The sequence below is a fragment of the Richelia sinica FACHB-800 genome, from assembly GCF_014698825.1.
GTDB lineage: Bacteria > Cyanobacteriota > Cyanobacteriia > Cyanobacteriales > Nostocaceae > FACHB-800.
The window spans coordinates 90,916-115,236 of sequence record NZ_JACJTT010000003.1 but is presented as its reverse complement, the minus strand read 5'-3'; the positions used below and the strand labels follow the sequence as shown (position 1 = coordinate 115,236).

Here is a 24,321-nt window from a genome sequence, read left to right as displayed (position 1 = left end):
ATGGCTATTTTGTATTCTCACGCAGCCATCACAAGTTGTTTGCTGTATTTTTTCTGTTTCCCATAAACACTGATAATGCTATTACCAACTAGAAAAAATACACCATTCTGCTCATATTTAGACACCTGCAAATTGGGATAATTAGCCATCAGTTCCTCAGATGAAATTGCTGTTGAAGAAATTTCATCAGGCAACAAACCAGTCGCTCCAATGTAAAATACCAAGGGAGAAATATTTTCCTGATAAATTTTGTCTGCGAATTGCTCTAACTTGCTAATTGCAGTCACCATAATAGCAATTATTTCTGATTTATCAACTAAGTGTTCAACATGTTTAACTGGCAACATATTAGCTAAACTATTAGCACCAACCTTGTCAAGAATTACCTTAATTTTACCATTATGCTCTATTCCTAAAAAATCATCAAAAATAGGTTTCATTAAATCATCAACTTTAGTAATCTTCATTCGAGAAGAAATAGCCTTTGGTTGAAATATGATATTCTCTGACAGCAGCATTTCTAGGTTTGGTTTGAGGAAAATTTCCCCAGTATCTTGATCATAAGCTTGATATCTTCTCGCTAAAAACTTATTTGCAGAATAAAGCTTATATAAATTGAGGATATCCAGGTTACCAATATCAATTTTGTAACTGACGTGGTAATCAAACTCACTACTTTTTAAATCAGTAGTAGGAAAATTCAAGAACAAGTTTTTAGATAAGTAATGTTTTCTTAGCTCATCTAACTGCTCAGAGATAAAGACATTAGATTCGTTTCGCAAGCAAGCAGATAAAATACTAGTTAAAACCTTCACCTCAGCTAATTCATTGAACAAACTATCAATGCTAGTAAAGCTAAATTTTTCCGGTACCAATGGCAACTGGTCTAGATTGATAATGTATTCATGATGAAAGTCAAAATTATCATCATCAATCACACCAGATGATTTCAACAAATTAAATAAATTTTTACTACTTATTTTAATTTGCAACCATTTAACATGGATTTTTCCATCCCAAACAATAGTATAATTATTGTAGGCATCTAAATCATTAGTCAGTAAACCTGCTACTTCAAGTATTGGTGTATTATCTTCAGTTTTGACTAACTTTACCTTCCGCTTTACCAACAGATTAATAGTAGCCTGGTTACGATTAAAAGCAAATATGCCCATCCCCACATAATCACCTGGATATACAGATTCTGTTCGTAAACAAGGCTGAATAATTCTGCCATTTTCGTCACGTACACCCTTAACTCGCTTAATACCAGTCCTTTGATAATTTTCTTCCAAGTGTTTAATATTAATAATGATATTTTGCCGAAATTCAGTAAAGATTTGAATCAGTTCTAGCAAAGAAATTTTGTGATTTACTTGTGACATAGTAAACCCCTATGAATGTAAATGGATAGTTGCCTGGACAGGATATTGATAAAAACTTTATGACAGCAAGATGTATTAGATTAAACCCATAACACACCACGTTGATTAGATTAATCAAAGATAGCGATATTTAGTAGTCAGAAAAAATTATATTGATTGCTAACTATATCTATAGTACATCAGTATTAATAAAGTGTCAAGTCAAGCTCTTATCCCAATTTGGAATGAGGCTAACAATAATCATGAAATCAATGGTTTTATCCATCTTTATCGGGTTTGTCTGTTTCAATGCTGCAATAAGAGATGGTGTATTGCACTATTAGACAACACACCACCCATCAATATTTCTCAACCTAGATTAAGTATTTAACATCGATTTCCTCAGTTAGTTGAAAATAGTATTCCCACCCAAAGACTGGGAATAGGAAAAACTCCACAATTACATGACCCTTTGTACAAATGCCACTAAATCATCAGTATCTAATGAATCGAGAAAGTTTAATAATGTAATTGCTTCCTCAGAAGGATGATAGTCTTGAGGGATGGGAATGATAGTGCTACCTAATCTTTCTGCTAGAAGATACCAAAAAGCTAATTTGCCTTCAGTACTCATAGCACCATATTCACCAGTGGGCATTTTTGTGCCTCCTCTCGCTAGTTCTACCATAGCTTTACTAGGATGTGGATCTAACATCACTTCATCTTGATCATTACGAGTTGCTGGTAGTAAATCCCGCAGAGCGAATAACTGCTCCTCATCTGATAATGATTGAATTTGTGCTACTAAATTTTGCGCCTTATCGGTTGGTAATGCCTCTATTTCATCACCATTAATTTCATCAATTAAATTAGTGTATACCGATGCTAAAGTAGCTAATCTTTCATCAATGTTCAATTGTTGGAAAGCTGCAAGAGCTTCAGTTACAGTATCAATCTTGATTCTGGGCATAAAATATCCTTGCAGTAATTTTTGCTTTTATATGTAAAGAAATAAAGTGTTGTTTTTTGAAAACTAATTTTCAAATTTGTGAGTTTGATTTTAAATACTGTTTTATGGTTAGCGATAACTAGCGGAAATTATTTTAGTTATCCTGTTTAAGATAAAATATTATTAATATTATCAAACACTGTAAAAAGACAGAACATAAATGAGAATAGAATACATTTAAACCAGTCGGAAGACAGATGAGGCTCTAAAAAGGGAAAATTAAATTAATTAAGAAGCAAAGAGCGTTATCTTGTCAGGGTGCATTCTTGACCACAACCAAACCCTAGTAACACAGAGTAAAAAGCATAGTGTTTACTCTGTGTTTATTTATATTTTTTTGATTAAAGCTATGATAATATGCTTTAATTTATTACGATATTTGGGGATATAGTTTACACTTATACCCCCAAAAATATCAAAATTTTTGTTGTAATGATCGTGAAGAAACATTCAAAGCTTGTTAAATTTCAGCCCCAGGTCTAGGTTCAGCACCCATGGGAGCAACATAATCACGGAATAAGGTGATTTGTTGTTCAAAATTTAACTCTGTAATTTGGTTGAACAAGTTTTCAGCGTTAGAAGAAAGTTGATAATCTTCCGGAAAAGGAATGATAGTTGAATTATTCATTCCTTCCGCGAGTAGATACCAAAAAAGTAGTTTAGTAGTCTCACTTAAAGAGCCATATTGACGACAGATTAAGGTGTCCCTCCTATTAATTAAATCTCTTTGGACTTGTAATTGCTCATCTAATGATAATTGTTCAACTTGTTGAAATAAGCCTTGAGCAATTTCTGGAGAAACGGTGCTTGCTCCTGGGGCAGCAGGCGTAACTGCACCTCCCATTTCTTCGTAAATAAACCAAAATAATGCCAGTTGTTCATCAACATCTAATCTCTGCCAATTTTCTACATATTCACGAATAGTTGGATCACTAGTTTGTGTGAATGTCATTACTAACTCCAGTAAATAATATTTTTAATTTATCCTTTTATCACCGCTAATTTATGTAACTAGAGAGGTATAACTATAGTCATAAAAAATCTATCTCTTGAGAACGAAGTTAATTATTTATCTGAGGGTTAATCTGAGTTGTTAGTAATGACTAAAATGGCTTTTATAAATTACAGGCTATGTAAATTAAGATAAAGGAATTAATCAGATGAATTATCAAGAATTTATTAGCTTGGTGCAAACAATGGCACAATCTAGCTCTTTTGAAGAAGCAGAAATGGCAACTCGTGCCACATTAAAAACTATTCAAGAGCTTATTCCTGCTGATCAAGCGGAAATATTAGCATCAGAACTACCAGCAGAATTGGGTGAATTTTTACGTGGTCAAAATACAGTAAGGTCTTTGGACTTTCACTTACAAGAATTTATTGAACGTGCTAGCCAAAAAGAAAACATTGAACCGACTACAGCAGCAATCCATGTGAGAGCTGTGTTTGCTGTCTTACCAACTGCTATTTCTTCAGGCAATTTTAGTAACTTTCATCATTACTTTCCCCATGATTACGAAGAATTATTCACTATTTAATTAGATTTAATTCATGTAATTCATGCTAATCAAATACAAAATTAATCAAATTAAATTTTGAGAAAATTAGGATAAACGTATGACAGTTAATAATCATTCTCGTAATAAACAAAAAATAGCCATTCTGATTGAGCAGGCTGTGGAAGATTTAGAATTCTTAATCCCTTATAACGGTATTAAACAAGCAGGAATGGAGGTAATAGTTCTTGGTTCACGTATGAATGAAAAATATAAAGGTAAACGTGGAAAATTGAGTATACATGCTGATGGAACAACCACAGAAGCTATCGCTGATGAATTTGCTGGTGTAGTGATTCCTGGGGGTATGGCACCTGATAGAATGCGACGCAATTGTCATACAGTCAGCTTTGTGCGTGATGCCATGACCAAAGGTAAGGTGATAGCAGCGGTGTGTCATGGGCCGCAAGTTTTAATAGAAGGTGATTTACTCAAAGGTAGAAAAGCCACTGGTTTTACTTCTATTCGCAAAGATATTACCAATGCAGGTGCTATTTATCTGGATGAACCAGTAGTTATCGATGGTAATTTGATTACATCTCGTGAACCTGGAGATTTAGCGATTTTTACTACAGCTTTCTTATCTCGCTTAGGTTACGGAGGTCAAGAAGTTGGTTTACCTAATGAGAAAGATACATCTGCTGAATGGTGGAAATTAGCTGATGCTTGGGGTGGTTCCACAAAGGGTGAAATTGTCAAAGGTTTAAATACGGCTTTAGCTGGTGAAAGATATTCTTTAGAAGCGTTAGAAAAATATGCTGAAAAAGAGTCAGATATGGAAGCTAAGACTCTATTTGCAGCCATGATGGATAATAAAAGGCTACATATTAATAGACTAGAGAATTATTTACAAAGATTGAGTGAAAAATCCTCATTTTCTGCCAACATTGCTAATCAATATGCCAAGGTAAAAACTGCATTGACTGGCAGTGATGATATATATCAATTGCGCTGTGCTTTGGGAGATGTGCAAACAGGTATCGGTGATATTGCTAATTTGTGTGCTATGTATACTGACCCAGTAGCAACGGCAATTTTCAAAGAAATTTACCATGATTTGGGCAAATATGAACAGGAATTAATACAGCTATATAAAGTGCGGATAGCTGCTGGTGTTAAGCCACCTCAACCAACTTCAGGAGTAGCTGTAACGATGTGATGATTTAGAGAAAATTTCTCTCTGTGCTGTTGTTTCTAAAAACTATGAGGTAGATTATGAATCGTTTTCTGGATGTGATTCAACGTTTAATTTTGCGTCAAATTTTCGTTTTATTTCTGGTGGGACTAACATTTTTTAGTTTCCAAGTAGTAAATCAAGGTAGTGCATTTTTATTAGCCACTGCTGATACTGTGAAAACTCCCGAAGGTATTTATTATAAAGGTACTCCTGATAGTAGGGAGTTGAGAAATAATCAGGGGTTAGATAATGTTCAAAAAAGTCTTAAAGATACTGCTGATAACCTGCGGGAGAAGCTAAACCTTGATGAGGATATTCCTGAGGCAACGAAGGAATTTCTTGACTCTACTCAATCTAAATTAAAAGAAGGATTAGAACCACTGACTAAGGGTCAACGTGGTTATTATCAAGAGAATTTTCCTGAAAGCAGAAGGCTAAGAGATAATATTTAATCTTAGTAAACAGTGCTGATAGATGTGAGGTTGTTTAAAATTTATTGTGGAGAAACGTGATATGCAACCTCACTATAGCAGGTGACAGGTGACAGTTCTAAAAGCCTTTGGCTGTCTAAGTTTTAGTGTTAGTTAATGTCCTAACTGCTCTGTCCATTGCTATTCTAATACAATTACATAAGAAGAAATTAGGTTGGGGTAAGGGATAGTGCAAACCAAAAAGTATTAATAATGTTGGGTTGCCTTCCTCAACCCAATCTACAGTATTTCAGTTTCATTGCTGAAAATGTCTAATTATTTTAGTTTAACTCAGTGATTGATTATGAGTGATACAAGTGTAAAAAAAGTAGATTCTACCTATTCACCTAAGGGTAAGCTTGGTCAAAAGTATCTGGCTTCTGGGAAAACAGTCTCGATGAGGCTATGGGAAAATGAGGAACCAGTAGATGATAAAGAGTCTAGTCAAAGAGATTATGAAACGGTTGGTTATGTGATTAATGGTAAAGCGGAATTACATTTAGAAGGGCAAATGATTTTACTAGAACCTGGAAGTTCTTGGGTAGTTCCTAAGGGTGCAAGTCATTTCTATAAAATTATTGAACCATTTACAGCGGTGGAAGCCACGAGTCCACCGGCTCAAGTTCATGCTAGAGATGAATCTAATTGATAAGAGGATATGAATATTTCCTGGTTTTGTGTAATTTTAATCGTCACCTAAAAATTCATAATTTTGCCATAGGTCAAATTATTATTTAGTAGCGATGATTCATGAATCTATCGCTACTTTTTTGTTGTGAATTGATTCAATTGAGTGTCTAAGTAAGTCGAGGCTAATATTTCAAGCTATATTAAGAAACTCAAATGTAGGGTGTGTTGTCGCGCAGCGCAACGCACCATCAATAATTTAAGGTGCGTTAGCCTACGGCATAACACACCCTACGCACAATTTATATTTATTCATATACATTGAATTTTTCTCGACGACTTACTTAACTGCTTTTTTTACAACTACAAAAGGTGCGTTTACTAACGCACCTTTCTGTGGCTTTGTGATTGCAAGTCCTTAAGAAATATCTTGTAGTTCAGCAGTGCGAACTGAAAGGACTTGTGTTTGATTACCCCGTCGGATTTTCACTTGTAAAACTTGACCAAGACGGCTGTCTTCAACGACGCTTTGTAATTGTTCTGCGCTGGTGATGGGTTGACCGTCAACTTGTACTATTACGTCACCGCGTCGGATACCTGCACTAGCAGCAGGGGAGTTTTGCATAACTCGCATGACCAAAACGCCGTTAACTTCTGGTATTTCAATAGATGAGTTGGGGTCGTTGTTATTTTGCTTGGCTAACTGGGGTGTTAAAGTTACCATTTGCACACCTAAATAGGGGTGAGCAACTTTACCATCTCGTTGCAGTTGCCCAGCGATCGCTTTAGCTTTATCAATAGGAATAGCGAAACCAATTCCCATGGCATCAGCACGAATGGCGGTATTAATACCAATCACTTCACCTTGGGCATTCAACAACGGCCCACCAGAGTTACCAGGGTTAATTGCTGCGTCAGTTTGAATGAAATCTAACCGCTTATCACTAATACCCACTTGAGCGCTGGAACGTTTGAGGGTGCTGACAATCCCCAATGTTACAGTATTATCAAAGCCCAAGGGATTACCTACAGCGATCGCCCAATCTCCTACTTGTACATTACTAGAAGAACCGAGAGTTGCCACCGGTAAGTCGCTGCCAGCGTTGATTTTTACTACCGCTAAATCCGTAACTTCATCGATGCCCCGCACTTTACCCTCAAAGGTGCGACCATCTTTGAGACGGACTGTCACCTTATCTGCATTATCTACCACATGGGCATTAGTGAGAATTACCCCACTCTTATCGAGAATAAAACCAGAACCTAAACCACGCAATTGTTCTGTAGGGGACATTTGTGGCAGACTATCACCAAAGAACCGCCGAAAAAATGGGTCTTCAAAAAAGGGGTCAGCACGGCGAGTAATAGTTTTTTCTGTATCAATTCTTACTACTGCTGGGCCCACACGGTTCACCGCAGAGGTGACAAAACTGCTAGAACCAACAGCCGCTGTGGCTGGAGATGGTCTTTGAGCAATTTGTGTAGCAGCTGCTGGTGCTACATTAGCAGTGGGTGCGGGTTCTGCTTCCGAAGGCAATACCCGTAAGGACGTAAAAGTTAGCACCACTCCTAGAAAGATTGCAAATACATGGGTGCTAAATTGCCTGATTGACCGGGGTAATCTGGAAAGTTTCATAATCACAACCTAATCTAGAAGTTTAATTTTTGGTTAGTCGTGACACATCTATCTAAAGTTATTTTTACAGATGGTTTAAAAATCCGCGTTTTATGACGTTTTCATCGGAGTTTAGGTTTCTCTAGTGAATGTTTACCGAATAAATCCTGTGCAGCCGTCTTTTCATCAAGTTAACTGAATATTGCAAAGTAATGCTATTCCGGTAATTTACACCTGTAAGGTTCGGATTTTACCCAATGAAGGTGGGAAGGGTCAGAGAGAAAAAAAGGTTTGGGTAGGTAATGAGATGAACATTAAACTGGACTTTTCAGTTACACACTGCTTGACTAGGCTAGGATCTGAATTAATACCAACACTGTGATTACCCATGAATGGATCAGATCGATTAGCAAAAGACTCTTTGCCCACATCACAGCCAGCAGAACACCCACACCCACATCATCACGACACAGAAAATCATAGCCTGGGGCAGGACGAATCTGTTCATTCTCATATCCATAGTGAAGAGTCCTTACGTCGCATAGTTAACAGACTTTCACGGATAGAAGGACACATTCGTGGTATTAAAACCATGGTACAGCAAAATAGCCCTTGTCCTGATGTATTACTACAGATTGCTGCCGTAAGAGGTGCATTAGACAAAGTTGCTCGCATTGTCTTAGATGAGCACTTAAATGAGTGTATTGCCAGAGCATCACAACAGGGCAATATAGACGTAGAAATTCAACAACTTAAAGCTGCCTTAGACCGATTTTTGTCTTAAATCACCATATTAGCTGCTACAACAGGTTATTTTGAATAGAGAAGCTTGGGAGTGTAGGGGATGGTTTGGGCAGCTGGTAAACAATTGCAGGGTGGGAAATACACTATAGAGAGGGTATTAGGACAGGGACGCTTTGGTATTACCTATCTTGCCACAGACCAAAAAAGCGATCGCATTGTCATCAAAACCCCAGATGCTGACTCTCTATCTCCAGACGAGTTAGAACGGTGGCAGCAAAAATTTGTGCAAGAGGCTTTCAAACTAGTTAAATGTAAGCATCCTCATATAGTTCGTCTTCTTGAAGATCCATTTCAAGAAGATGGTTTGTGGTGCATCGCAATGGAATATGTGGATGGAATTAATTTAGCCCATAGAGCTAAAAACATTGTACCAGAATCAGAAGCTCTAACATACATTCAACAAATTGGTGAAGCCTTAAAAGTAGTCCATCAAAATAACTTAGTTCATCGAGATGTCAAACCAGCCAATATTATGATTAGAAATGGCTCAGCCATTCTCATTGACTTTGGACTAGCAAGAGATTTTAACAATAAAAAATTGAGCTTTAATTACATAGAAACATTAGCAGAAAAAGGTTTTACAGCGCCAGAATTGTATTCACAGACAATGGAATTAGGCGCATATACAGACATTTACTCTCTAGCAGCAACACTTTATAATCTATTGACTGGTCAATTTCCCACCACAGCTAAAGACCGAATTGAAAACAATTCTCCTTTACCATCACCAAAAACATTAAATGATTCAATTAGACCTAAAACCAATCGGGCCATAATTCAAGCAATGGATTTATCTCCTAAGAACCGTCCTCAATCTATTGATGAATGGTTTAATGATATAGAATTTCCCCAACTAAACCCTCAAACCACACCACCAGACACACCAGAAAATCGGCGAGAAAAAATAAGTTTTTGGTTGACAGTAGCGGGTTTTATTGTGGCAGTTATAGCAATATTTACGGGTATTTTTCAAAGTGATATTAGAGAATTTATGCTCAAGCAATTTTCATCACCACAACCAAACACAACTGCATCACCTGAAAAATCTATAAACTAAAACTTATTATGTACTGGAATACAGGTCATCGACTACATAACGATAAATACATTATTCAAGAAATACTAGGACAGGGTGCTTTTGGTATAACCTATCAAGCTATTCAAGATACACCTCTGCAACTACCTGTAGTCATCAAAACCCCTAATATGCAGCTAAAACGGGATAGGCAATACTCCCGTTATGTAGAGAAATTTATTCAAGAAGCTAAGTTATTGGGGAAACTTTGTCAAGTTCCTCATCAGAATATTGTACGTGTGCTTGATTATTTTGAAGAAGGTGATAGTAATACACCATGCTTGGTCATGGAATTTATTGATGGAACAAGTTTATTTGACTTAATTGAAAATGCAGGACAACCAGCAAAACTATTACCTGAAAAAGACGCTGTAAATTGTCTTTATCAAATTGGTGATGCACTAAAATCTATCCACCAAAATTCCATAGTTCATCGTGATATTCACCCCGGTAATATTATGTTACGAGGAGGTAATCAACCAATTTTAATTGACTTTGGTTTAGCTGGAGGTATCGCACCAGCAAAGTCTTTCTCTAAAAAGTTTGGTAATGAAAATTTCGCTCCTTATGAGCAGATGAAGGGTAGTAAAGAAATCACAGTAGATATCTATGGTTTTGCAGCGACACTTTACTATGCAGTTACAGGGGAATATCCTACAACTTCTTGGGATCGTAAGTATCATGATGCGAAATTAATTGCACCAAAACAACATAACCCTAATATTAGCGATAATTTAAACCAAGCTATTTTGGCAGGAATGGAATTAGAAGCACAAGACCGTCCCCAAACAATCCAAGCATGGCTCAATTTATTAAATGGTGAGACAGATATTCAAGATATAGATGATTTAAGTTCCGAGAAAGGCATAGATTATCGTAAATTGCGAGATTTATTAGCAGCAGGAAACTGGAAAGATGCAGACTATAAAACCTATGTAGTGATGCTGCAAGCTATAGGTAGGGAAAAAGGTGATTGGATAAGGGAGGAAGAATTTTTAAATTTTCCCTGTACAGACCTTCGCACACTTGACAGACTGTGGGTAAAATATAGCAATGGTAAATTTGGCTTTAGTGTCCAGAAGCAAATTTATTTGGAATCTGGTGGTAAACCAGACGGTAAATATGACAAAGAAGCCTGGGAAAAATTTGCTGATCTTGTGGGATGGAGAAAAGAAGCAGTGTGGATATCGTCGTATGATGAATTCATTTTAAGCACTAAATCATATCCCAAAGGGTACTTGCCTAATTTAGTTTATGGGGTTGGTTTGGTGGTGCTTGGGGGATTTTTGAAGTTTAATTGGGTTATCCTTTCGCATCGAAGCTTGTAAAAGAGACACATAAGGGCTTGCACATAATGTAAATAATTGTAACAACAAGATTATGTACGCCAGAATCAACACTGTAGCGATTCGTTACCTGGCACTGTGGAATTATAGGAATTAGCGCAAATAAATTTTTTCTGCTACCTCTTCCACTTCGGTATTTTCTAGCGCATTATGACTATCCCAAGGTAAACGCATTTGCCCTGGTGAAGCATTTTTTGGTTTGCCTTTTACCTTCATTCCTGCTGATAATTCAATACAGTTATTTCTTCATGTTGGGTTTCCTTGCGTCAACCCAACCTACATAATTGATGTTTTTGACTTTAACAGAATTGTAGTCAAATGTGGTTCATTCAATTGATATGATAAGTAAAATTATAGATTCTCTTCAAAAATATAGAATAAATGATATTTAAAAACTATCAATTCAACTATTCCTTAATTAATCACACCAACAAACCCCTAATTCTCTTCCTTCATGGCTTCATGGGAAAAATCGACGAATTTGACCCAGTGATTAAATTATTAGCTGATGATTTCTCCTACCTCACCCTCGACTTACCAGGACATGGCACAACTCAAGTATTGGGTGAAGATAAATATTATCAAATGGAATCTACAGCCCAAGGATTAATTGAGTTATTAGATGACTTAAAAATCGATAAATGCTTTTTAGTCGGTTATTCAATGGGAGGAAGATTAGCATTATATCTGTCCCTGCATTTTCCTGAAAGATTTATCAAAGTCATCTTAGAATCTGCCTCACCTGGTTTAGCAAAGGAAGCAGATAGATTGAAAAGAATTAAAAGTGATTTTCAAATTGCCAGTAAATTAACCAGAATTACAGAAAGAAAAGATTTTGAAATTTTTCTCAATTATTGGTATAGTCAGCCGATTTTCGGGAATATCAAAAACCATCCTGACTATGAAACTATGCTAGAAAGTCGATTAGAAAATAACCCCATAGAATTGACTAAATCTCTACAATATATGGGGACAGGCTACCAACCTTCTTTATGGGAAAAACTTCAAAATAATCACATTCCCTTAATGCTAATAGCTGGAGAAATTGACCAAAAATTTGTTGATATTAATACACAAATGCTGCATCAATGTTCAGTAGCTCAATTAAAAATGATTAAAAAAGCTGGGCATAATATCCACTTAGAACAAACAGAGAAATTTGTGCAAATTATACAGCAATTTTTCACAATTCTCTGTTAACCCGTACATGCAGTAGATTGCAAGTACATAAAGTAAAACCATAAATAATCAAACTCTTGTGGTGCGGGCATCTTGCCCGCTATAAGCGTCCTGCACTTAAATGAAATTGGCTATCATTCTCCAATCCATTAATTGACAAATATCTATCCGCGTTTATCTGCGTGCATCTGTGTTTAATCCTCAATTTCTCTGAGAACTACCACCAGGAGAAGAATTTACATTACCAGATTCGACTTGATTTGCGGCTTTTAATTCTTCCTTTAATACTTGCTTATAAATTCTCGGCAAAGAACTACTTACAGAATTAGTTTCTATCCCATATCCTAAACTTGTCCAAGTGGGAGAAAGAGTACGTAAAACATTTTCGATTTTACCTTGACGCAATTGTTGACTAATATCTATTCCCCAAACCTTAGAGTCATTTAACCAACGGTAAACCACCACATCTTGATATTCTGGTTCAAAACTATAATTCGACCAAAACATAAACTGTGATGGCTTAGGATGATAACGGGGGGCTATTTGTTTCCAAGTAGTATTGATAATTTGATATCTACCCGCAGCAGTGGAACAATTACCTGTATTCGGGCCATTGACAATGGTAACACAAACTTCAGGATGACGGCTGAGGTCACTGACTTGCTGACCTCCATATAACAAAGAATAGGGACGCTTTCCACTAGCTTCACTAGCAGAAATAGTCCGCATTAATGCCCGAATATAGGGGTCTCCCTCTTTCATCACTAACGGTGGTTGTTTCCCTACCAAATTTTGAAAAAAAGGCTCAGTAGAAGAGGGAATTTCCCCAGTGATATACCACTGGAACATATAGACAAATCCCAGCAGTGCCACAATGGGCCCAATAAATTTTTCTACCCCTTTGAGTTCAAACTTTTTCAGAATTGGACTCCTTTATTGTTGTTGCCAGTTATGATTGGTAATCTTAACTAATTATCGATTACCAATTATTCATTACCCAACTTGTTGAAATAATTCCGTAAAAGTTTTGGACGGGATTTCTGGTTTAGCAATAATTTCCACAACTTTATTCTTGGCCGCAGGTGTAAATATAGACTCTACACAAACCTGTGCTACTTTTTGTCTGGGAATACTACCTTCAAATAAAGTATCGGCACCTTGCATGACGATAGAATCAGAATTATCTTCGTTTTTTAAGCCACCAGGCCGGACAATGGTGTAAGTTAAACCACTTTTTTGAATATATTCTTCTGCTTGCTTTTTCCAAAATAATATCAACCAAAAAAGATTGAGGGGATGGAAAAATTGGGAGACACACATAGAGGAGACTAAGACAAAATGTTCGATGTTTTTGGCTTTGGCAGCATCAACTAAATTTTTAGTTCCAGCAAAATCAACTTGATAGGGGCCTGTGGGGTCAAAACTGGGTCTTGCACCAGTGGCACAAAAAACAATGCTACTATCACCTAATGCTGCTTCCAGGCTTTCTGGTTGTAGCACATCACCAATGACTAATTCTACTTGAGGAGAAAGAATTGCTTGGGCTTTTTCTGGGTCTCTGACTAAAGCACGGACAGGAATATTCCTTGTGATCAGTTCTTGAACTATGCGACGACCTGTTTCACCTGTTGCACCCGCTACAAATGCTCTCATGATTATTGCTATCCTGGAAAACTAATGTGTGTTATTGCCGTTATTTATTTTAATGATTGTCTGAAGTTCATGACAGATGAGGATGATTTTCGTAAAAATATAATTTCGATGTGAAAAAATCATCATGGAATGGGAATCATTAGTATAGACAAATTTTCAAGTATAGAAAAAAGCATTTATGGTGACAAACAACTGGGAATATCAATCTCTGGAAGTGACAGAATCAGTTTTACCTATGGGATCTAGCGTAATTGAAGATAAGCCTCAGTTAGTAGAAATTCATACGGGACTGACAAAGTTTTATGGACATTATCAAGACTGTATGGAAATGTACGCACCTGTAGATCAGGTAGCGACATATCTTAATACCCACTCTAGTTGGTTTGCTCGTTGTGCGGAACCAATGAAGGTGCATCCATTAGGTGAAAATGGTTATGCTTTGGTCATTGGTAAATTTGGTTCTTTTGGTTATGAAGTAGAACCAAAGATTGGTTTAGAGTTGTTACCACCACAAGATGGTCAATATTGCATCCGTACTATTCCTATTCCCGATTATCAAGCACCTGGTTACGATGTGGATTATCAAGCCTCTTTACAGTTGGTTGATGATAGAGGTGAAATGACTAGGGTGGAGTGGGAATTAGATTTAGTAGTGGAATTGCATTTTCCTAAATTTATTCAGCGATTACCCCATTCTCTCATCCAATCTACAGGCGATCGCTTGTTGAATCAAATCGTCCGTCAAGTCTCCCGTCGTCTCACCCGTACAGTCCAAGAAGACTTCCATCAATCTTTGGGTTTACCTTTTCCGATGAAAGGTAAGAAAAAGAAATGATTGGTCAGGTGAGAGTCAGTTGTCTGTGATGAGTGCGGGACTACAACCGACAACTGACTACTAATGACTAAGCTTGAGAGAGAATTTTTTGGATTATTTCCACACCAGAGAGAGCTTGCCAAACAAACAGACCTAATATGGCAAAATTTAATAAGATATGACTGACTCTGGCCCAATTTGCGCCTTTTTGCATAAAAGGAGACAAGGCAGCAGAAACAGCGATTAAACCAGTCATCCCCAGTCCTGCCAATAAATGGGGGCCAACAAACAATTTTCCATTATTGATATAGGTGACAGCCATCCCACCAATTGCACCGGCTACCATCACAGCTAAGATGATAGACCCAATTTGATAATGTCTGACGTTATAACGGCCTTTGATTAATTCTTTCTTTTCTTCACCTTGAGCATTTCTGGTACGCTGTACTTGCAAACCTAAGTAAGCGGCATATAAGGAGAGTGCTAGGAGTACCCACATCAGCACTGGGTGAGCGAAGTTTAACCAATATTTAACTGTTGGTGCAAGTTCCAGACTCATGTTGTGTTCTTCCCAAATTATTAAATCTTCATAAAAATTAGCATAACAGGAGTTCAGGCTTTCCGGTGGTTAGGAGTTCTAATACATCACCAAAGACCAGAACACTTGTGTAATCTAATGGTTGACTGTGCATTTTCATGTTGAAATTCCGCGAAGCGTAGCGTTACCAGGGGCATTTTCATATGACAGAGAATAATGATGCTTTGCTACTCAAGGCTGCGAAAAATGGCGATATGAAGAGATTAGCTGAAGTTTTAGCAGCAGGTGCTAATGTAGATGTGTGCGATCGCCACGGCACCACAGCCCTGATGTTTGCAGCTAACTTAGGTTATACAGAAATAGTGCGATCGCTATTAGACGCAGGTGCAAATATTAACCTCTCCAGAAAAACCTATGGCTTAACAGCCTTAATGTTGGCAGCAATTGCCAATCAACTTGATATTGTCCAGCTTTTAATTTCCAGAGGTGCAGAAGTTAACGCCATTAACGAAGATGGTAGCACCGCCCTCATGGCAGCAGCCCTCAAAGGTCATGTAGATATAGTCAAACCCTTATTAGCAGCCAACGCCCAAATAGATATTACAGACAAAGACAACGACACCGCCTTAAAAGTCGCCATTAAAAACAGCCATGCAGCCGTAGTTCAAGCCTTACTGCCAAATCACACCAACATTAATACACCAGACTCAGAAGGAGAACTTCCCCTCATTCTCGCTGTAGACTTGGAAAACATAGAGATAGTCAAAACACTATTATCAAATGGGGTAGCAGTCAACGCCACAACCGCCGACGGCAACACACCCCTATTAGCAGCCGCAGCCAATGGCAACATAGAAATAGTCAAACTCCTGTTAGATGCAGGTGCCCATATTAATCACCAAGATAAAGAAGGGGAAACAGCCTTACACATAGCCGTAGTCGAAGGTTATCTAGATATAGTCGAACTGTTGTTACAACAAGGTGCAGATATAGAAATTAGAAACCATCTAGGTGATACACCTCTCCTCATCGCCGCATTTCAAGGACACAGCGAAATTACCAAAGCCTTACTCCTAGCTAAAGCCGACACCAACAAGAAAAACTTTGGTGAAATACCCCTCACACTCGCAGTCACCCAAGGACATACCCAAACAGTAATGACTTTACTCGCAGGTGGTGCAGATATTAACCAAGCAGCAGATGATGGTAAAAACTCACTTTTTAAAGCCATCAGTGCAAATCATCCAGAAGTATTTAAATTATTGTTGAATAAAGGAATAGATGTGAATTTTCAAGACTTCGCAGGAGTGACGGCCTTAATGTGGGCTGCTGCGGAAGGTTTTACTCAAGCCGTACAATTATTATTGCAAGCAGGGGCAAATGTGAATTTGCGAAATCAAGGCGGTTACACAGCATTAATGATTGCTGAATTTAATGGTTATCAAAACATAGCCAAAATTTTGCGGCAAGCAGGGGCAGAAGAATAAATTTCATCACAGTTGAAAATTAATAATTTGAAATTAGTAGAGCTAAATTTCATCAAGAAATATTCCTGTAGGGTGTGTTGTCGCGTAGCGCAACGCACCCGTTCTGAACTTCTGTTCGTGCAGCGTGGCGTAGCCATACTTCTAGCCCTCACAGATAAATTTTTTAGCAAACCCTAATTATTAATAGCAAAACTCCGTCGCAACTGTTGAGCTTGTTACGCCGGAGGTGTAAAAAATTGAAACACCAAGATGAAATACTTGTGCCACAAGGGTAGAAAGAAAGTAAAAATGAAGAAGAATATTTACCTTCTACCTTTTACCTTTGCCTTGTCTCTCCCTTGATGTTTCCTACTGTGCTAGATGTGGTAAATATAGAAGAATTGAATTTACAAAACGGTATTAAAAATATCAATTTTTTGGTATTATTATGCACTTGAATTTATATCAGTAACTTATATCTTTTACTGGCTAATATTTCTAGCCTTTGTACATTAATCCTACACAAAAATAAATTTATGATGAAGCTAAACTCTAATGATTTATGATGCAATTAAAGAAATTATATCGACAAAATTTGTGGATTGGTGTTGGATGCAACAAAGGAATTTCACTGCAATTAATCAACACAGCAATTGAAACAATATTACATAAATTCCAATTAGAAAAAAATCAAATCCTGGGTATTGCAACTATAGACACAAAATCCTCAGAACCTGCCCTAGTTGAGTTTTGTCAATTACACAATTTACCTTTAAAAACTTTTACAGCATCTGTGCTGAGTTGCATCTGCGTCCCCCATCCATCCCTCATTACGCAACAAGTTGTGGACACGCCCAGCGTGGCAGAGGCTGCTGCTATCCTCGCAGCTTCTGAAAACAACCATGAGAATGTGGCACTATTAGTTCCCAAACACATCTTTCACCAATTAGGTGAAAAAAAAGCACTCACTATGGCAATTGCTCAATGCCAACCTTTTTTTACTCAACAGCCCGGAGAAAATAGTTAATAATACTCGAAACGATTGATAGTACAATTGAACCGAAAAAAGCGGGAATAAACCCCCGGATAATAAAACCATAGCCAGGGGTAATGGCGCTAGCCAACCACAAAGTTAAGGCATTGACAACGAATGTAAATAAGCCAAAAGTCAGCAAAGTGGCAGGAAAAGTTAAAACCCGCAACACTGGACGGATAGTGGCATTTACCAAACCAATCACAATTGCTGCCAACAAAGCAGCCACAAAAGTCTTGATAATGAAACCAGGTACAATTTGGGCAGTAATTAATAAAGCAACTGCTGTACCTAACCAAGTTAACAAAAATGACTTCAAAAACATGGTGGTCGTTAAGGGAAGCATTACCAGCTTAATCAAAAAATAGAATTCCTCTTCTTTTTGTCCCCAGAAGAATCTAATCAGTAGCTTATCATTTTGCACCAACAGCAAATACTTTTCTCTGTTATCGCCCAAAAAAGCCACACATATGGCAATCTGAGAAGCATAAGCCCTGACAATCTGATATTTTAGCTACAGCAAATCTACCTGTTGAGGTTATGCAAACTCTGCCCACGCTCAATAATTCCAATACCAATCAACCGACTTTTGATACCACAATCAAACGCCGGAAAACCCGTCCCGTTAAAGTCGGAAATGTCACCATTGGCGGTGGTTATCCCGTAGTGGTGCAGTCCATGATTAACGAAGATACCCTTGATATTGACGGTTCTGTAGCCGCTATTCGTCGCTTGCATGAAATTGGCTGCGAAATCGTGCGTGTCACAGTTCCTAGTATGGCTCATGCCAAAGCGTTGGCGGAAATTAAGCAGAAATTAGTCCAAACTTACCGTGATGTACCTATTGTGGCTGACGTACATCACAATGGGATGAAAATTGCCCTGGAAGTTGCTAAACATATCGAAAAAGTCCGCATTAATCCAGGTTTGTATGTATTTGAAAAACCCAATCCCAACCGGACAGAATACACCGAAGCAGAATTTAAGGAAATCGGTGAGAAAATCGCGGAAACTCTAGAACCTCTGGTAGTTTCCTTACGTGACCAAGGTAAAGCCATGCGAATCGGAGTTAATCACGGTTCTTTGGCGGAAAGAATGTTATTTACCTACGGTGACACTCCCGAAGGGATGGTGGAATCAGCTTTAGAATTCATCCGCATTTGTGAATCTCTAGATTTCCGCAATATCGTCATTTCCATGAAAGCCTCACGGGTTCCTGTGATGGTGGCTGCTTACCGCTTAATGGCCAAGCGTATGGATGACTTGGGGATGGACTATCCCTTACATCTGGGAGTCACTGAAGCTGGTGATGGGGAATATGGAAGGATTAAGTCTACTGCTGGTATCGCTACCTTACTGGCTGATGGCATAGGTGATACAATTCGCGTTTCCTTAACAGAAGCACCAGAAAAAGAAATTCCTGTGTGTTATAGCATTCTCCAAGCTTTGGGTTTGCGGAAAACCATGGTGGAGTATGTCGCTTGCCCTTCCTGCGGACGCACTTTATTTAACCTGGAAGAAGTGCTGCACAAAGTGAGAGAAGCAACTAAACACCTGACTGGTTTAGATATTGCCGTGATGGGTTGTATTGTGAATGGCCCTGGAGAAATGGCAGATGCTGACTATGGTTATGTTGGTAAAACCCCTGGTTACATTTCTTTATACCGTGGTCGGGAAGAAATCAAAAAAGTGCCAGAAGATCAGGGTGTAGAGGAATTAATCAACCTCATTAAGGCAGATGGGCGTTGGGTAGATCCTTAAAACTGACACAGGCCACAGTAGCCCCACATCTTGAGTAGAGTTTTAGGTGTGGGGCTTGCTGATAGATAGGGTTATTACGCAATTACTGACCTTCATATACTGGATATGACCAGCAAAATCCGGTGGATAGCGTCTTGGACATCTAGCCAAATTCCTGAATGTTGTTGATATACTTGAAGAATTAAATCGGCACAAATTTCTATCCTACGGACTTGTTTGTTCTTGGTCTCAGTAGAATTTCATGAACCGTAGTCATAGTTGGAGTTAATCCAATGCCATTGATTGTAACTAGAGCCTAAGTGTGGAAATTAAGTCACATAGGGCATACTAAAGATAAATTTTCCCCTCTGACACAGCTGTCATTATGGTGATTACAAAAAGTAGGCTTGTTTTAGGTGCTACGGTAGTGACACTCTCTACGATCGCTATTACTAGCCTGATTAATCACTCCCGTGGTCAAGCTTTATTTAAAGCCAGCCCCAAGGAGTTAGTAGACGAAGTTTGGCAAATCATCTACCGTCAATATGTAGATGGTACATTCAACCAAGTAGATTGGCCTGCTGTTCGCAAGGAGTACCTAAATAAGTCCTACAGTAATCCCCAGGAAGCGTATAAGTCCATCCGGGAAATGCTGAAAAAGCTGGAAGACCCATACACCCGGTTTATGGACCCAGAGGAATTTAAGAATATGCAGGTTGATACCTCTGGAGAATTAACAGGTATTGGTATCACCATCGGTCAAGATGAAAAGACCAAGCAGTTAGTTGTCATTGCGCCTATTGATGATACTCCTGCCTTCAAAGCCGGGATTTTGGCTAAGGATGTGGTGCTAGAAATCGATGGTAAAAGCACCAAAGGCATGAACACTAACGATGCTGTAGCTTTGATTCGGGGTGAACCTGGAACCAAGGTCCGCTTAAAGATTCTCCGGAATGGACAAACCAAACGCTTTGAAATTACTAGGGCGCGTATAGAAATTCATCCTGTACGCTATTCTGAGCGACAAACATCAATCGGCAAGGTTGGTTACATCCGCCTGAATCAGTTTAGCGCTAACGCCGCTAGGGAAATGCAGGATGCCATTAGAAAGTTGGAAAATAAACAAGTTTCCGGCTATGTTCTAGATTTACGGGGCAATCCTGGGGGTTTACTGCAATCCAGTGTGGAAATTGCCCGGATGTGGCTAGATAAGGGCACGATTGTCTCGACCATTGACCGTCAAGGCGAGCAAGACCGGGAGGTAGCTACGGGACGTGCTTTGACTGATAAACCATTAGTGGTGTTGGTCGATAAAGGTTCAGCCAGTGCCAGCGAAATTTTATCTGGGGCGATACAAGATAACAACCGGGGGGTGATTGTTGGTACTCAAACCTTTGGTAAGGGTTTGGTGCAGTCAGTGCGACCGCTGGAAGGTGGGTCAGGCTTGGCTGTGACTATTGCCCGATATCATACCCCCAGTGGTAAAGATATCAATAAACACGGCATCGACCCAGATGTGAAGGTGGAATTAAGCGATAAGCAGCGTCAGGACTTGTGGCTACATGAGCGAGAAAAACTTGGTACTCTAGCCGATCCTCAATTTGCTAAAGGGGTGGAAATTTTAGGTAAGCAAGCTGCTCAAAATACAACCACTTCCAACAAGAATTAAGCTGCTTCTGGGGTAGGAAGAGTTGATTTTACTGGGGTTGGCACTTGCCAGCCCTAATTAATCCTATGCGACGAGCGATCGCTTCCTCCATCGACCCAAAGGGTCCCCATTGCTCGATGATTTCTGATTTACTTTCTGTCAATGTTGCTGCGGGGACTATTTCACAATGATCTGATTTTTTTTTGACAATATACCAACTTTGTGTACTATCTGTAGACATAACTCAACTTTTAACTGCACCTTCACTCATTAAATCTTGGAACATTGCCGTAGTCAGATATCTTTCGCCAAAGGAAGGCTGAATCATCACAATTAACTTACCAGCATTTTCCTTTCGCTTACCTACCTCAATAGCAGCACACAAAGCCGCACCAGAAGAAATACCAGACAGTAAACCCTCTTCCCTAGCTAATCTGCGTCCATAAACCATTGCTTGCTCATCATGGACACAAACCACCTCATCAATTAAATCCCGTTTGAGCACATCAGGTACAAATCCTGCCCCAATCCCTTGAATTTTATGGGGGCCCGGCTGTCCACCAGACAAAATAGGACTGTTACTAGGTTCCACTGCAATCACCTGAAAACTCGGTTTGCGTTGTTTAATCACTTCGGCAATACCTGTAATTGTTCCCCCAGTCCCCACACCAGCAATTAAAATATCTACTTTCCCATCAGTATCTGACCAAATTTCCTCAGCAGTCGTTTCGCGGTGGATTTTGGGGTTAGCTGGGTTGCGAAATTGTTGCAACATTAAAGCATTGGGAGTATTCGCTACAATTTCTTCCGCTTTGCGAATAGCACCCCGCATTCCTTCCCCACCAGGTGTTAACACCAAATTTGCACCATAAGCACGTAGCATGGATCTTCTTTCTTGGCTCATGGTTTCTGGCATAGTTAAAATTAACTTGTAGCCACGAGCAGCGGCTACCATTGCCAAAGCTATGCCTGTATTGCCAGAAGTTGGTTCTACTAAAATTGTTTTACCAGGAGCAATTGTCCCTTCAGCTTCAGCACACATGATCATACTGACCCCAATTCGGTCTTTGACTGAAGCCGCAGGATTCATACTTTCTAATTTCACCACAATTGTGGCGACAACTCCTTCCGTTTGCGGAATTTTATTCAGTTGTACCAATGGAGTTCTGCCAATAAGTTCTGTTACGTCTTTAGCAATTCGCATTGATTAGCCTCTAAAATATAAAATATTAATTCTAAGTATTTACATTCATCATTAAATCACCATCAGTCATTTTATCATCTGTTGTCTTGTACTTTCTGTATTGGATTTTCTCGATTGAGAATTGGCATTTCCCAGTCAATGACTAGAAGTAGTTTAGGAATTTTATAAATAAAAGGCTGCTCAGGGTATTTTTTTGAGATTAACTTTTAGATTTTGGTTACGTCATTAAAAACTAACTTGTTTGGAAAAATTTAATTGTTGTTTTAGGTTATTCAAGTTATCTTGAGGCTATCTTTGTCAGAGGATGATGTGATTTGAGTACAGATAGTGGTGATTGAGATGATGGGAAAAAAAGCTGGAATTAGCATCATCAAAGGATTTGAAATTGAGTACAAAGCCTCCCGTTCCCTCCCTCAAAAATACTAGTACCCCATCCCGAAAATACTAGTACCCCTCACCCAAAATATTTTCAAAATCCTGACTACACAAGGCAAAACAGCTTTGAGTAGTTTTTTAATGAATTTAATAATCTTAATTTTGGACGACAAATCCAGAGTCGAAAAAGGGAACTGATATAAACCTTATAGGATTTACGCAGAGATTCCCCTCTACCCCCCGAAGTTCCCAGACGCAAGTCTGACGAATGAGGGGGGACTTCTTAACTCTGGATAAATTCATTTGGCAATTCAAAATGGAATTGATTCTGTCAGTATTACCCAATACTAACTGAAAATCATTTTGAATTTGGATTTTTTAATTTTTAATTCCGCTACTTTCAACAAGTTTGATTTGATTGGAGTTGATCTAGGCAGGTACAGCAATCAACCAAAACAAAGTTTCTTACTAGGTAACTTATACCTAGCAAGGGAGAGCCAACATGAAATTAAAACTTTTAAATGTGCTTACGGTTGGGTTAGTTGCTTTAGCATTGCTTACTCCCGGTTTTATTGTGTTTAGTGTGGTTTGGGGAAATCATATAGAGTTAGTTAAAGCACAGAATTTAACCTGTGAATTTAACAAAATAAACGTTAATGCTCAATCATTAACTCCCCCATCAAATCAAGCTCTAGCTAGCACTACATCATCTAACCATCATTTTTTCCCGCATCTGCTGACATTAGTGAACCAATACAAAATACTGACTATTTTGCAATGGTTGTTTATAGTCACACCTATTGGTATTGGTGTAGGAATTATTGGTTATGACAGATATTTGGTATATCGTGCTGCTGTATTGAGAGAACAGGTGGAAATGTTAGAGAGAATGTGGCAGCACAGTATCGAGCAATAAGTATTTTCTAAATATTAATTAACCATGACAGAAGCAGAACGCGAAGAACGTCACACATTGTATTGTAATTTAATTGATGAATTGCTGAAATGCCCTAATGGTCAAGAACCAGAGATTTTAGATGCTCAACCAGAATTAATCGACTCTGGTTTAATTCACACCATGCTACAAGTGGCAACGATGTTTGCCCATGAAGGTAATCAAGATGGGGCGCAGTTTTTGTTTTTTATCGCGCGAGAATTATCAAAGCAACTAGGATTATATCCTGATTTTTCTCAACAACAAGTTGCTAATCAGGAGTAGTGATGCTATTGACTTCAACAGATGCAGGACAAATAGCGTTAGAGTTTTTAGTCGCTGACTGGAATATTCCTGAACAATATCGAGATTGGTTTACTATTCTCAATGCTAGGTTGACTGGAGAGAGTTGGTACATAGTTGAGTTAGGAATTGAAGGATTTCCTGATAAATGGGTGGTTCAGGTGTATGATACTGGCGGCTGTGACCCTTGCTATACATTTATTTCACCGATTTCTGGACAGGAAGGATATACAGATTTAAAACATCTCCCGGAAATCCTCGCTGAGGTTTTAGTATCTGAACGCAATTCGAGATAAAAAGTTTTGAATTTTTAAATTTTTGGGTGCAAATCTGAATTAAATACTTGTTTTAGGTGGTAAATATCCACCTATTTTTTTGTCTAATTTTTAAT

27 protein-coding genes are annotated in these 24,321 nt (G+C 38.4%); 16 read left to right on the top strand and 11 right to left on the bottom strand.

Features of this window, described 5'->3' with window-relative positions:
- Positions 1-17 precede the first annotated feature (17 nt).
- The 3 genes from H6G73_RS04015 to H6G73_RS04005 all read right to left on the bottom strand — a co-directional run bounded on the left by H6G73_RS04015 (position 18) and on the right by H6G73_RS04005 (position 3,325).
- On the bottom strand, positions 18-1,385 hold the full coding sequence (locus H6G73_RS04015) for a hypothetical protein (RefSeq protein ID WP_190601664.1): 1,368 nt from the start codon (positions 1,383-1,385) through the stop codon (positions 18-20).
- A 439-nt stretch (positions 1,386-1,824) separates the two neighbouring features.
- Entirely contained in the window at positions 1,825-2,334 is a 510-nt protein-coding gene (locus H6G73_RS04010; RefSeq protein WP_190601663.1) for an orange carotenoid protein N-terminal domain-containing protein, read from the bottom strand.
- A 499-nt stretch (positions 2,335-2,833) separates the two neighbouring features.
- On the bottom strand, positions 2,834-3,325 hold the full coding sequence (locus tag H6G73_RS04005; RefSeq protein WP_190601662.1) for an orange carotenoid protein N-terminal domain-containing protein: 492 nt from the start codon (positions 3,323-3,325) through the stop codon (positions 2,834-2,836).
- 208 nt (positions 3,326-3,533) lie between these two features.
- Between H6G73_RS04005 and H6G73_RS04000 the strand changes: the two genes are divergently transcribed.
- The 4 genes from H6G73_RS04000 to H6G73_RS03985 all read left to right on the top strand — a co-directional run bounded on the left by H6G73_RS04000 (position 3,534) and on the right by H6G73_RS03985 (position 6,225).
- Complete coding sequence (locus H6G73_RS04000; protein WP_190601661.1) at positions 3,534-3,911, top strand: DUF2267 domain-containing protein; 378 nt, start codon at positions 3,534-3,536, stop codon at positions 3,909-3,911.
- Positions 3,912-3,990: 79 nt separating this feature from the next.
- The gene (locus tag H6G73_RS03995; protein WP_190601660.1) at positions 3,991-5,088 is read left to right on the top strand and encodes a DJ-1/PfpI/YhbO family deglycase/protease; all 1,098 of its coding nucleotides are present in this window, start codon (positions 3,991-3,993) and stop codon (positions 5,086-5,088) included.
- Between the two features lie 56 nt (positions 5,089-5,144).
- Complete coding sequence (locus H6G73_RS03990; RefSeq protein ID WP_190601659.1) at positions 5,145-5,558, top strand: hypothetical protein; 414 nt, start codon at positions 5,145-5,147, stop codon at positions 5,556-5,558.
- A 322-nt stretch (positions 5,559-5,880) separates the two neighbouring features.
- The gene (locus H6G73_RS03985; RefSeq protein ID WP_190601658.1) at positions 5,881-6,225 is read left to right on the top strand and encodes a cupin domain-containing protein; all 345 of its coding nucleotides are present in this window, start codon (positions 5,881-5,883) and stop codon (positions 6,223-6,225) included.
- A gap of 396 nt (positions 6,226-6,621) precedes the next feature.
- Here the strand turns inward: H6G73_RS03985 and H6G73_RS03980 are convergent, their stop codons facing one another.
- Positions 6,622-7,839 (bottom strand): HhoA/HhoB/HtrA family serine endopeptidase, encoded by a 1,218-nt coding sequence (locus H6G73_RS03980; protein WP_190601657.1) that lies wholly within the window; start codon positions 7,837-7,839, stop codon positions 6,622-6,624.
- A gap of 367 nt (positions 7,840-8,206) precedes the next feature.
- Here H6G73_RS03980 and H6G73_RS03975 point away from each other — a divergent pair, with 367 nt between their 5' ends.
- Genes H6G73_RS03975 through H6G73_RS03965 form a run of 3 tightly spaced genes read left to right on the top strand, consistent with a single transcriptional unit; the run spans position 8,207 to position 11,025 of the window.
- Positions 8,207-8,602 carry a metal-sensing transcriptional repressor gene (locus H6G73_RS03975; protein WP_190601656.1) on the top strand — a complete coding sequence of 132 codons (396 nt, stop codon included), beginning with the start codon at positions 8,207-8,209 and terminating at the stop codon, positions 8,600-8,602.
- Between the two features lie 60 nt (positions 8,603-8,662).
- Positions 8,663-9,679 (top strand): serine/threonine protein kinase, encoded by a 1,017-nt coding sequence (locus H6G73_RS03970; RefSeq protein ID WP_190601655.1) that lies wholly within the window; start codon positions 8,663-8,665, stop codon positions 9,677-9,679.
- A gap of 8 nt (positions 9,680-9,687) precedes the next feature.
- Positions 9,688-11,025 (top strand): serine/threonine-protein kinase, encoded by a 1,338-nt coding sequence (locus H6G73_RS03965; RefSeq protein WP_190601654.1) that lies wholly within the window; start codon positions 9,688-9,690, stop codon positions 11,023-11,025.
- Positions 11,026-11,136: 111 nt separating this feature from the next.
- On the opposite strand, the gene H6G73_RS24715 is transcribed toward H6G73_RS03965, so the two are convergent.
- Positions 11,137-11,259, bottom strand: coding sequence for a hypothetical protein (locus H6G73_RS24715; protein ID WP_256443809.1), 123 nt, complete (start codon positions 11,257-11,259; stop codon positions 11,137-11,139).
- A 165-nt stretch (positions 11,260-11,424) separates the two neighbouring features.
- Here H6G73_RS24715 and menH point away from each other — a divergent pair, with 165 nt between their 5' ends.
- Positions 11,425-12,243, top strand: coding sequence for a 2-succinyl-6-hydroxy-2,4-cyclohexadiene-1-carboxylate synthase (menH, locus tag H6G73_RS03960; RefSeq protein WP_190601653.1), 819 nt, complete (start codon positions 11,425-11,427; stop codon positions 12,241-12,243).
- 180 nt (positions 12,244-12,423) lie between these two features.
- Here the strand turns inward: menH and H6G73_RS03955 are convergent, their stop codons facing one another.
- Positions 12,424-13,071, bottom strand: a complete 648-nt coding sequence (locus tag H6G73_RS03955) for a glycoside hydrolase family 24 protein (protein WP_242034111.1) — start codon at positions 13,069-13,071, stop codon at positions 12,424-12,426.
- A gap of 144 nt (positions 13,072-13,215) precedes the next feature.
- Positions 13,216-13,875 (bottom strand): SDR family oxidoreductase, encoded by a 660-nt coding sequence (locus H6G73_RS03950; protein WP_190601652.1) that lies wholly within the window; start codon positions 13,873-13,875, stop codon positions 13,216-13,218.
- 178 nt (positions 13,876-14,053) lie between these two features.
- Here H6G73_RS03950 and H6G73_RS03945 point away from each other — a divergent pair, with 178 nt between their 5' ends.
- Positions 14,054-14,710: a DUF1997 domain-containing protein gene (locus H6G73_RS03945; protein ID WP_190601651.1), complete on the top strand. Its 657-nt coding sequence runs from the start codon at positions 14,054-14,056 to the stop codon at positions 14,708-14,710.
- Positions 14,711-14,777: 67 nt separating this feature from the next.
- Here the strand turns inward: H6G73_RS03945 and H6G73_RS03940 are convergent, their stop codons facing one another.
- Positions 14,778-15,248 (bottom strand): DUF4079 domain-containing protein, encoded by a 471-nt coding sequence (locus tag H6G73_RS03940; RefSeq protein WP_190601650.1) that lies wholly within the window; start codon positions 15,246-15,248, stop codon positions 14,778-14,780.
- Between the two features lie 182 nt (positions 15,249-15,430).
- Between H6G73_RS03940 and H6G73_RS03935 the strand changes: the two genes are divergently transcribed.
- Positions 15,431-16,714 carry an ankyrin repeat domain-containing protein gene (locus H6G73_RS03935; protein WP_190601649.1) on the top strand — a complete coding sequence of 428 codons (1,284 nt, stop codon included), beginning with the start codon at positions 15,431-15,433 and terminating at the stop codon, positions 16,712-16,714.
- Positions 16,715-17,255: 541 nt separating this feature from the next.
- A complete protein-coding gene (locus H6G73_RS03930) occupies positions 17,256-17,720 on the top strand; it encodes a cobalamin biosynthesis protein (RefSeq protein ID WP_313946951.1) in 465 nt (154 codons plus the stop codon).
- Here H6G73_RS03930 and H6G73_RS03925 read toward each other — a convergent pair.
- Positions 17,692-18,045: a phage holin family protein gene (locus H6G73_RS03925; RefSeq protein ID WP_190601830.1), complete on the bottom strand. Its 354-nt coding sequence runs from the start codon at positions 18,043-18,045 to the stop codon at positions 17,692-17,694. The genes H6G73_RS03930 and H6G73_RS03925 overlap by 29 nt on opposite strands.
- A 221-nt stretch (positions 18,046-18,266) precedes the next feature.
- Between H6G73_RS03925 and ispG the strand changes: the two genes are divergently transcribed.
- Positions 18,267-19,487: a (E)-4-hydroxy-3-methylbut-2-enyl-diphosphate synthase gene (ispG, locus tag H6G73_RS03920; protein ID WP_190601648.1), complete on the top strand. Its 1,221-nt coding sequence runs from the start codon at positions 18,267-18,269 to the stop codon at positions 19,485-19,487.
- A 364-nt stretch (positions 19,488-19,851) separates the two neighbouring features.
- On the top strand, positions 19,852-21,135 hold the full coding sequence (gene ctpC, locus H6G73_RS03915; RefSeq protein ID WP_190601647.1) for a carboxyl-terminal processing protease CtpC: 1,284 nt from the start codon (positions 19,852-19,854) through the stop codon (positions 21,133-21,135).
- Between the two features lie 28 nt (positions 21,136-21,163).
- Here ctpC and H6G73_RS03910 read toward each other — a convergent pair whose 3' ends face one another.
- Both H6G73_RS03910 and cysK read right to left on the bottom strand, forming a co-directional pair.
- Positions 21,164-21,355 (bottom strand): transposase, encoded by a 192-nt coding sequence (locus tag H6G73_RS03910; protein ID WP_190601646.1) that lies wholly within the window; start codon positions 21,353-21,355, stop codon positions 21,164-21,166.
- Between the two features lie 3 nt (positions 21,356-21,358).
- On the bottom strand, positions 21,359-22,318 hold the full coding sequence (cysK, locus tag H6G73_RS03905) for a cysteine synthase A (protein WP_190601645.1): 960 nt from the start codon (positions 22,316-22,318) through the stop codon (positions 21,359-21,361).
- 877 nt (positions 22,319-23,195) lie between these two features.
- Between cysK and H6G73_RS03900 the strand changes: the two genes are divergently transcribed.
- The 3 genes from H6G73_RS03900 to H6G73_RS03890 are packed head-to-tail and all read left to right on the top strand — an operon-like array spanning position 23,196 to position 24,226.
- Positions 23,196-23,609 (top strand): hypothetical protein, encoded by a 414-nt coding sequence (locus tag H6G73_RS03900; RefSeq protein WP_190601644.1) that lies wholly within the window; start codon positions 23,196-23,198, stop codon positions 23,607-23,609.
- 24 nt (positions 23,610-23,633) lie between these two features.
- The gene (locus H6G73_RS03895) at positions 23,634-23,912 is read left to right on the top strand and encodes a hypothetical protein (RefSeq protein ID WP_190601643.1); all 279 of its coding nucleotides are present in this window, start codon (positions 23,634-23,636) and stop codon (positions 23,910-23,912) included.
- A 2-nt stretch (positions 23,913-23,914) separates the two neighbouring features.
- Positions 23,915-24,226 carry a hypothetical protein gene (locus tag H6G73_RS03890; RefSeq protein WP_190601642.1) on the top strand — a complete coding sequence of 104 codons (312 nt, stop codon included), beginning with the start codon at positions 23,915-23,917 and terminating at the stop codon, positions 24,224-24,226.
- Positions 24,227-24,321 lie beyond the last annotated feature (95 nt).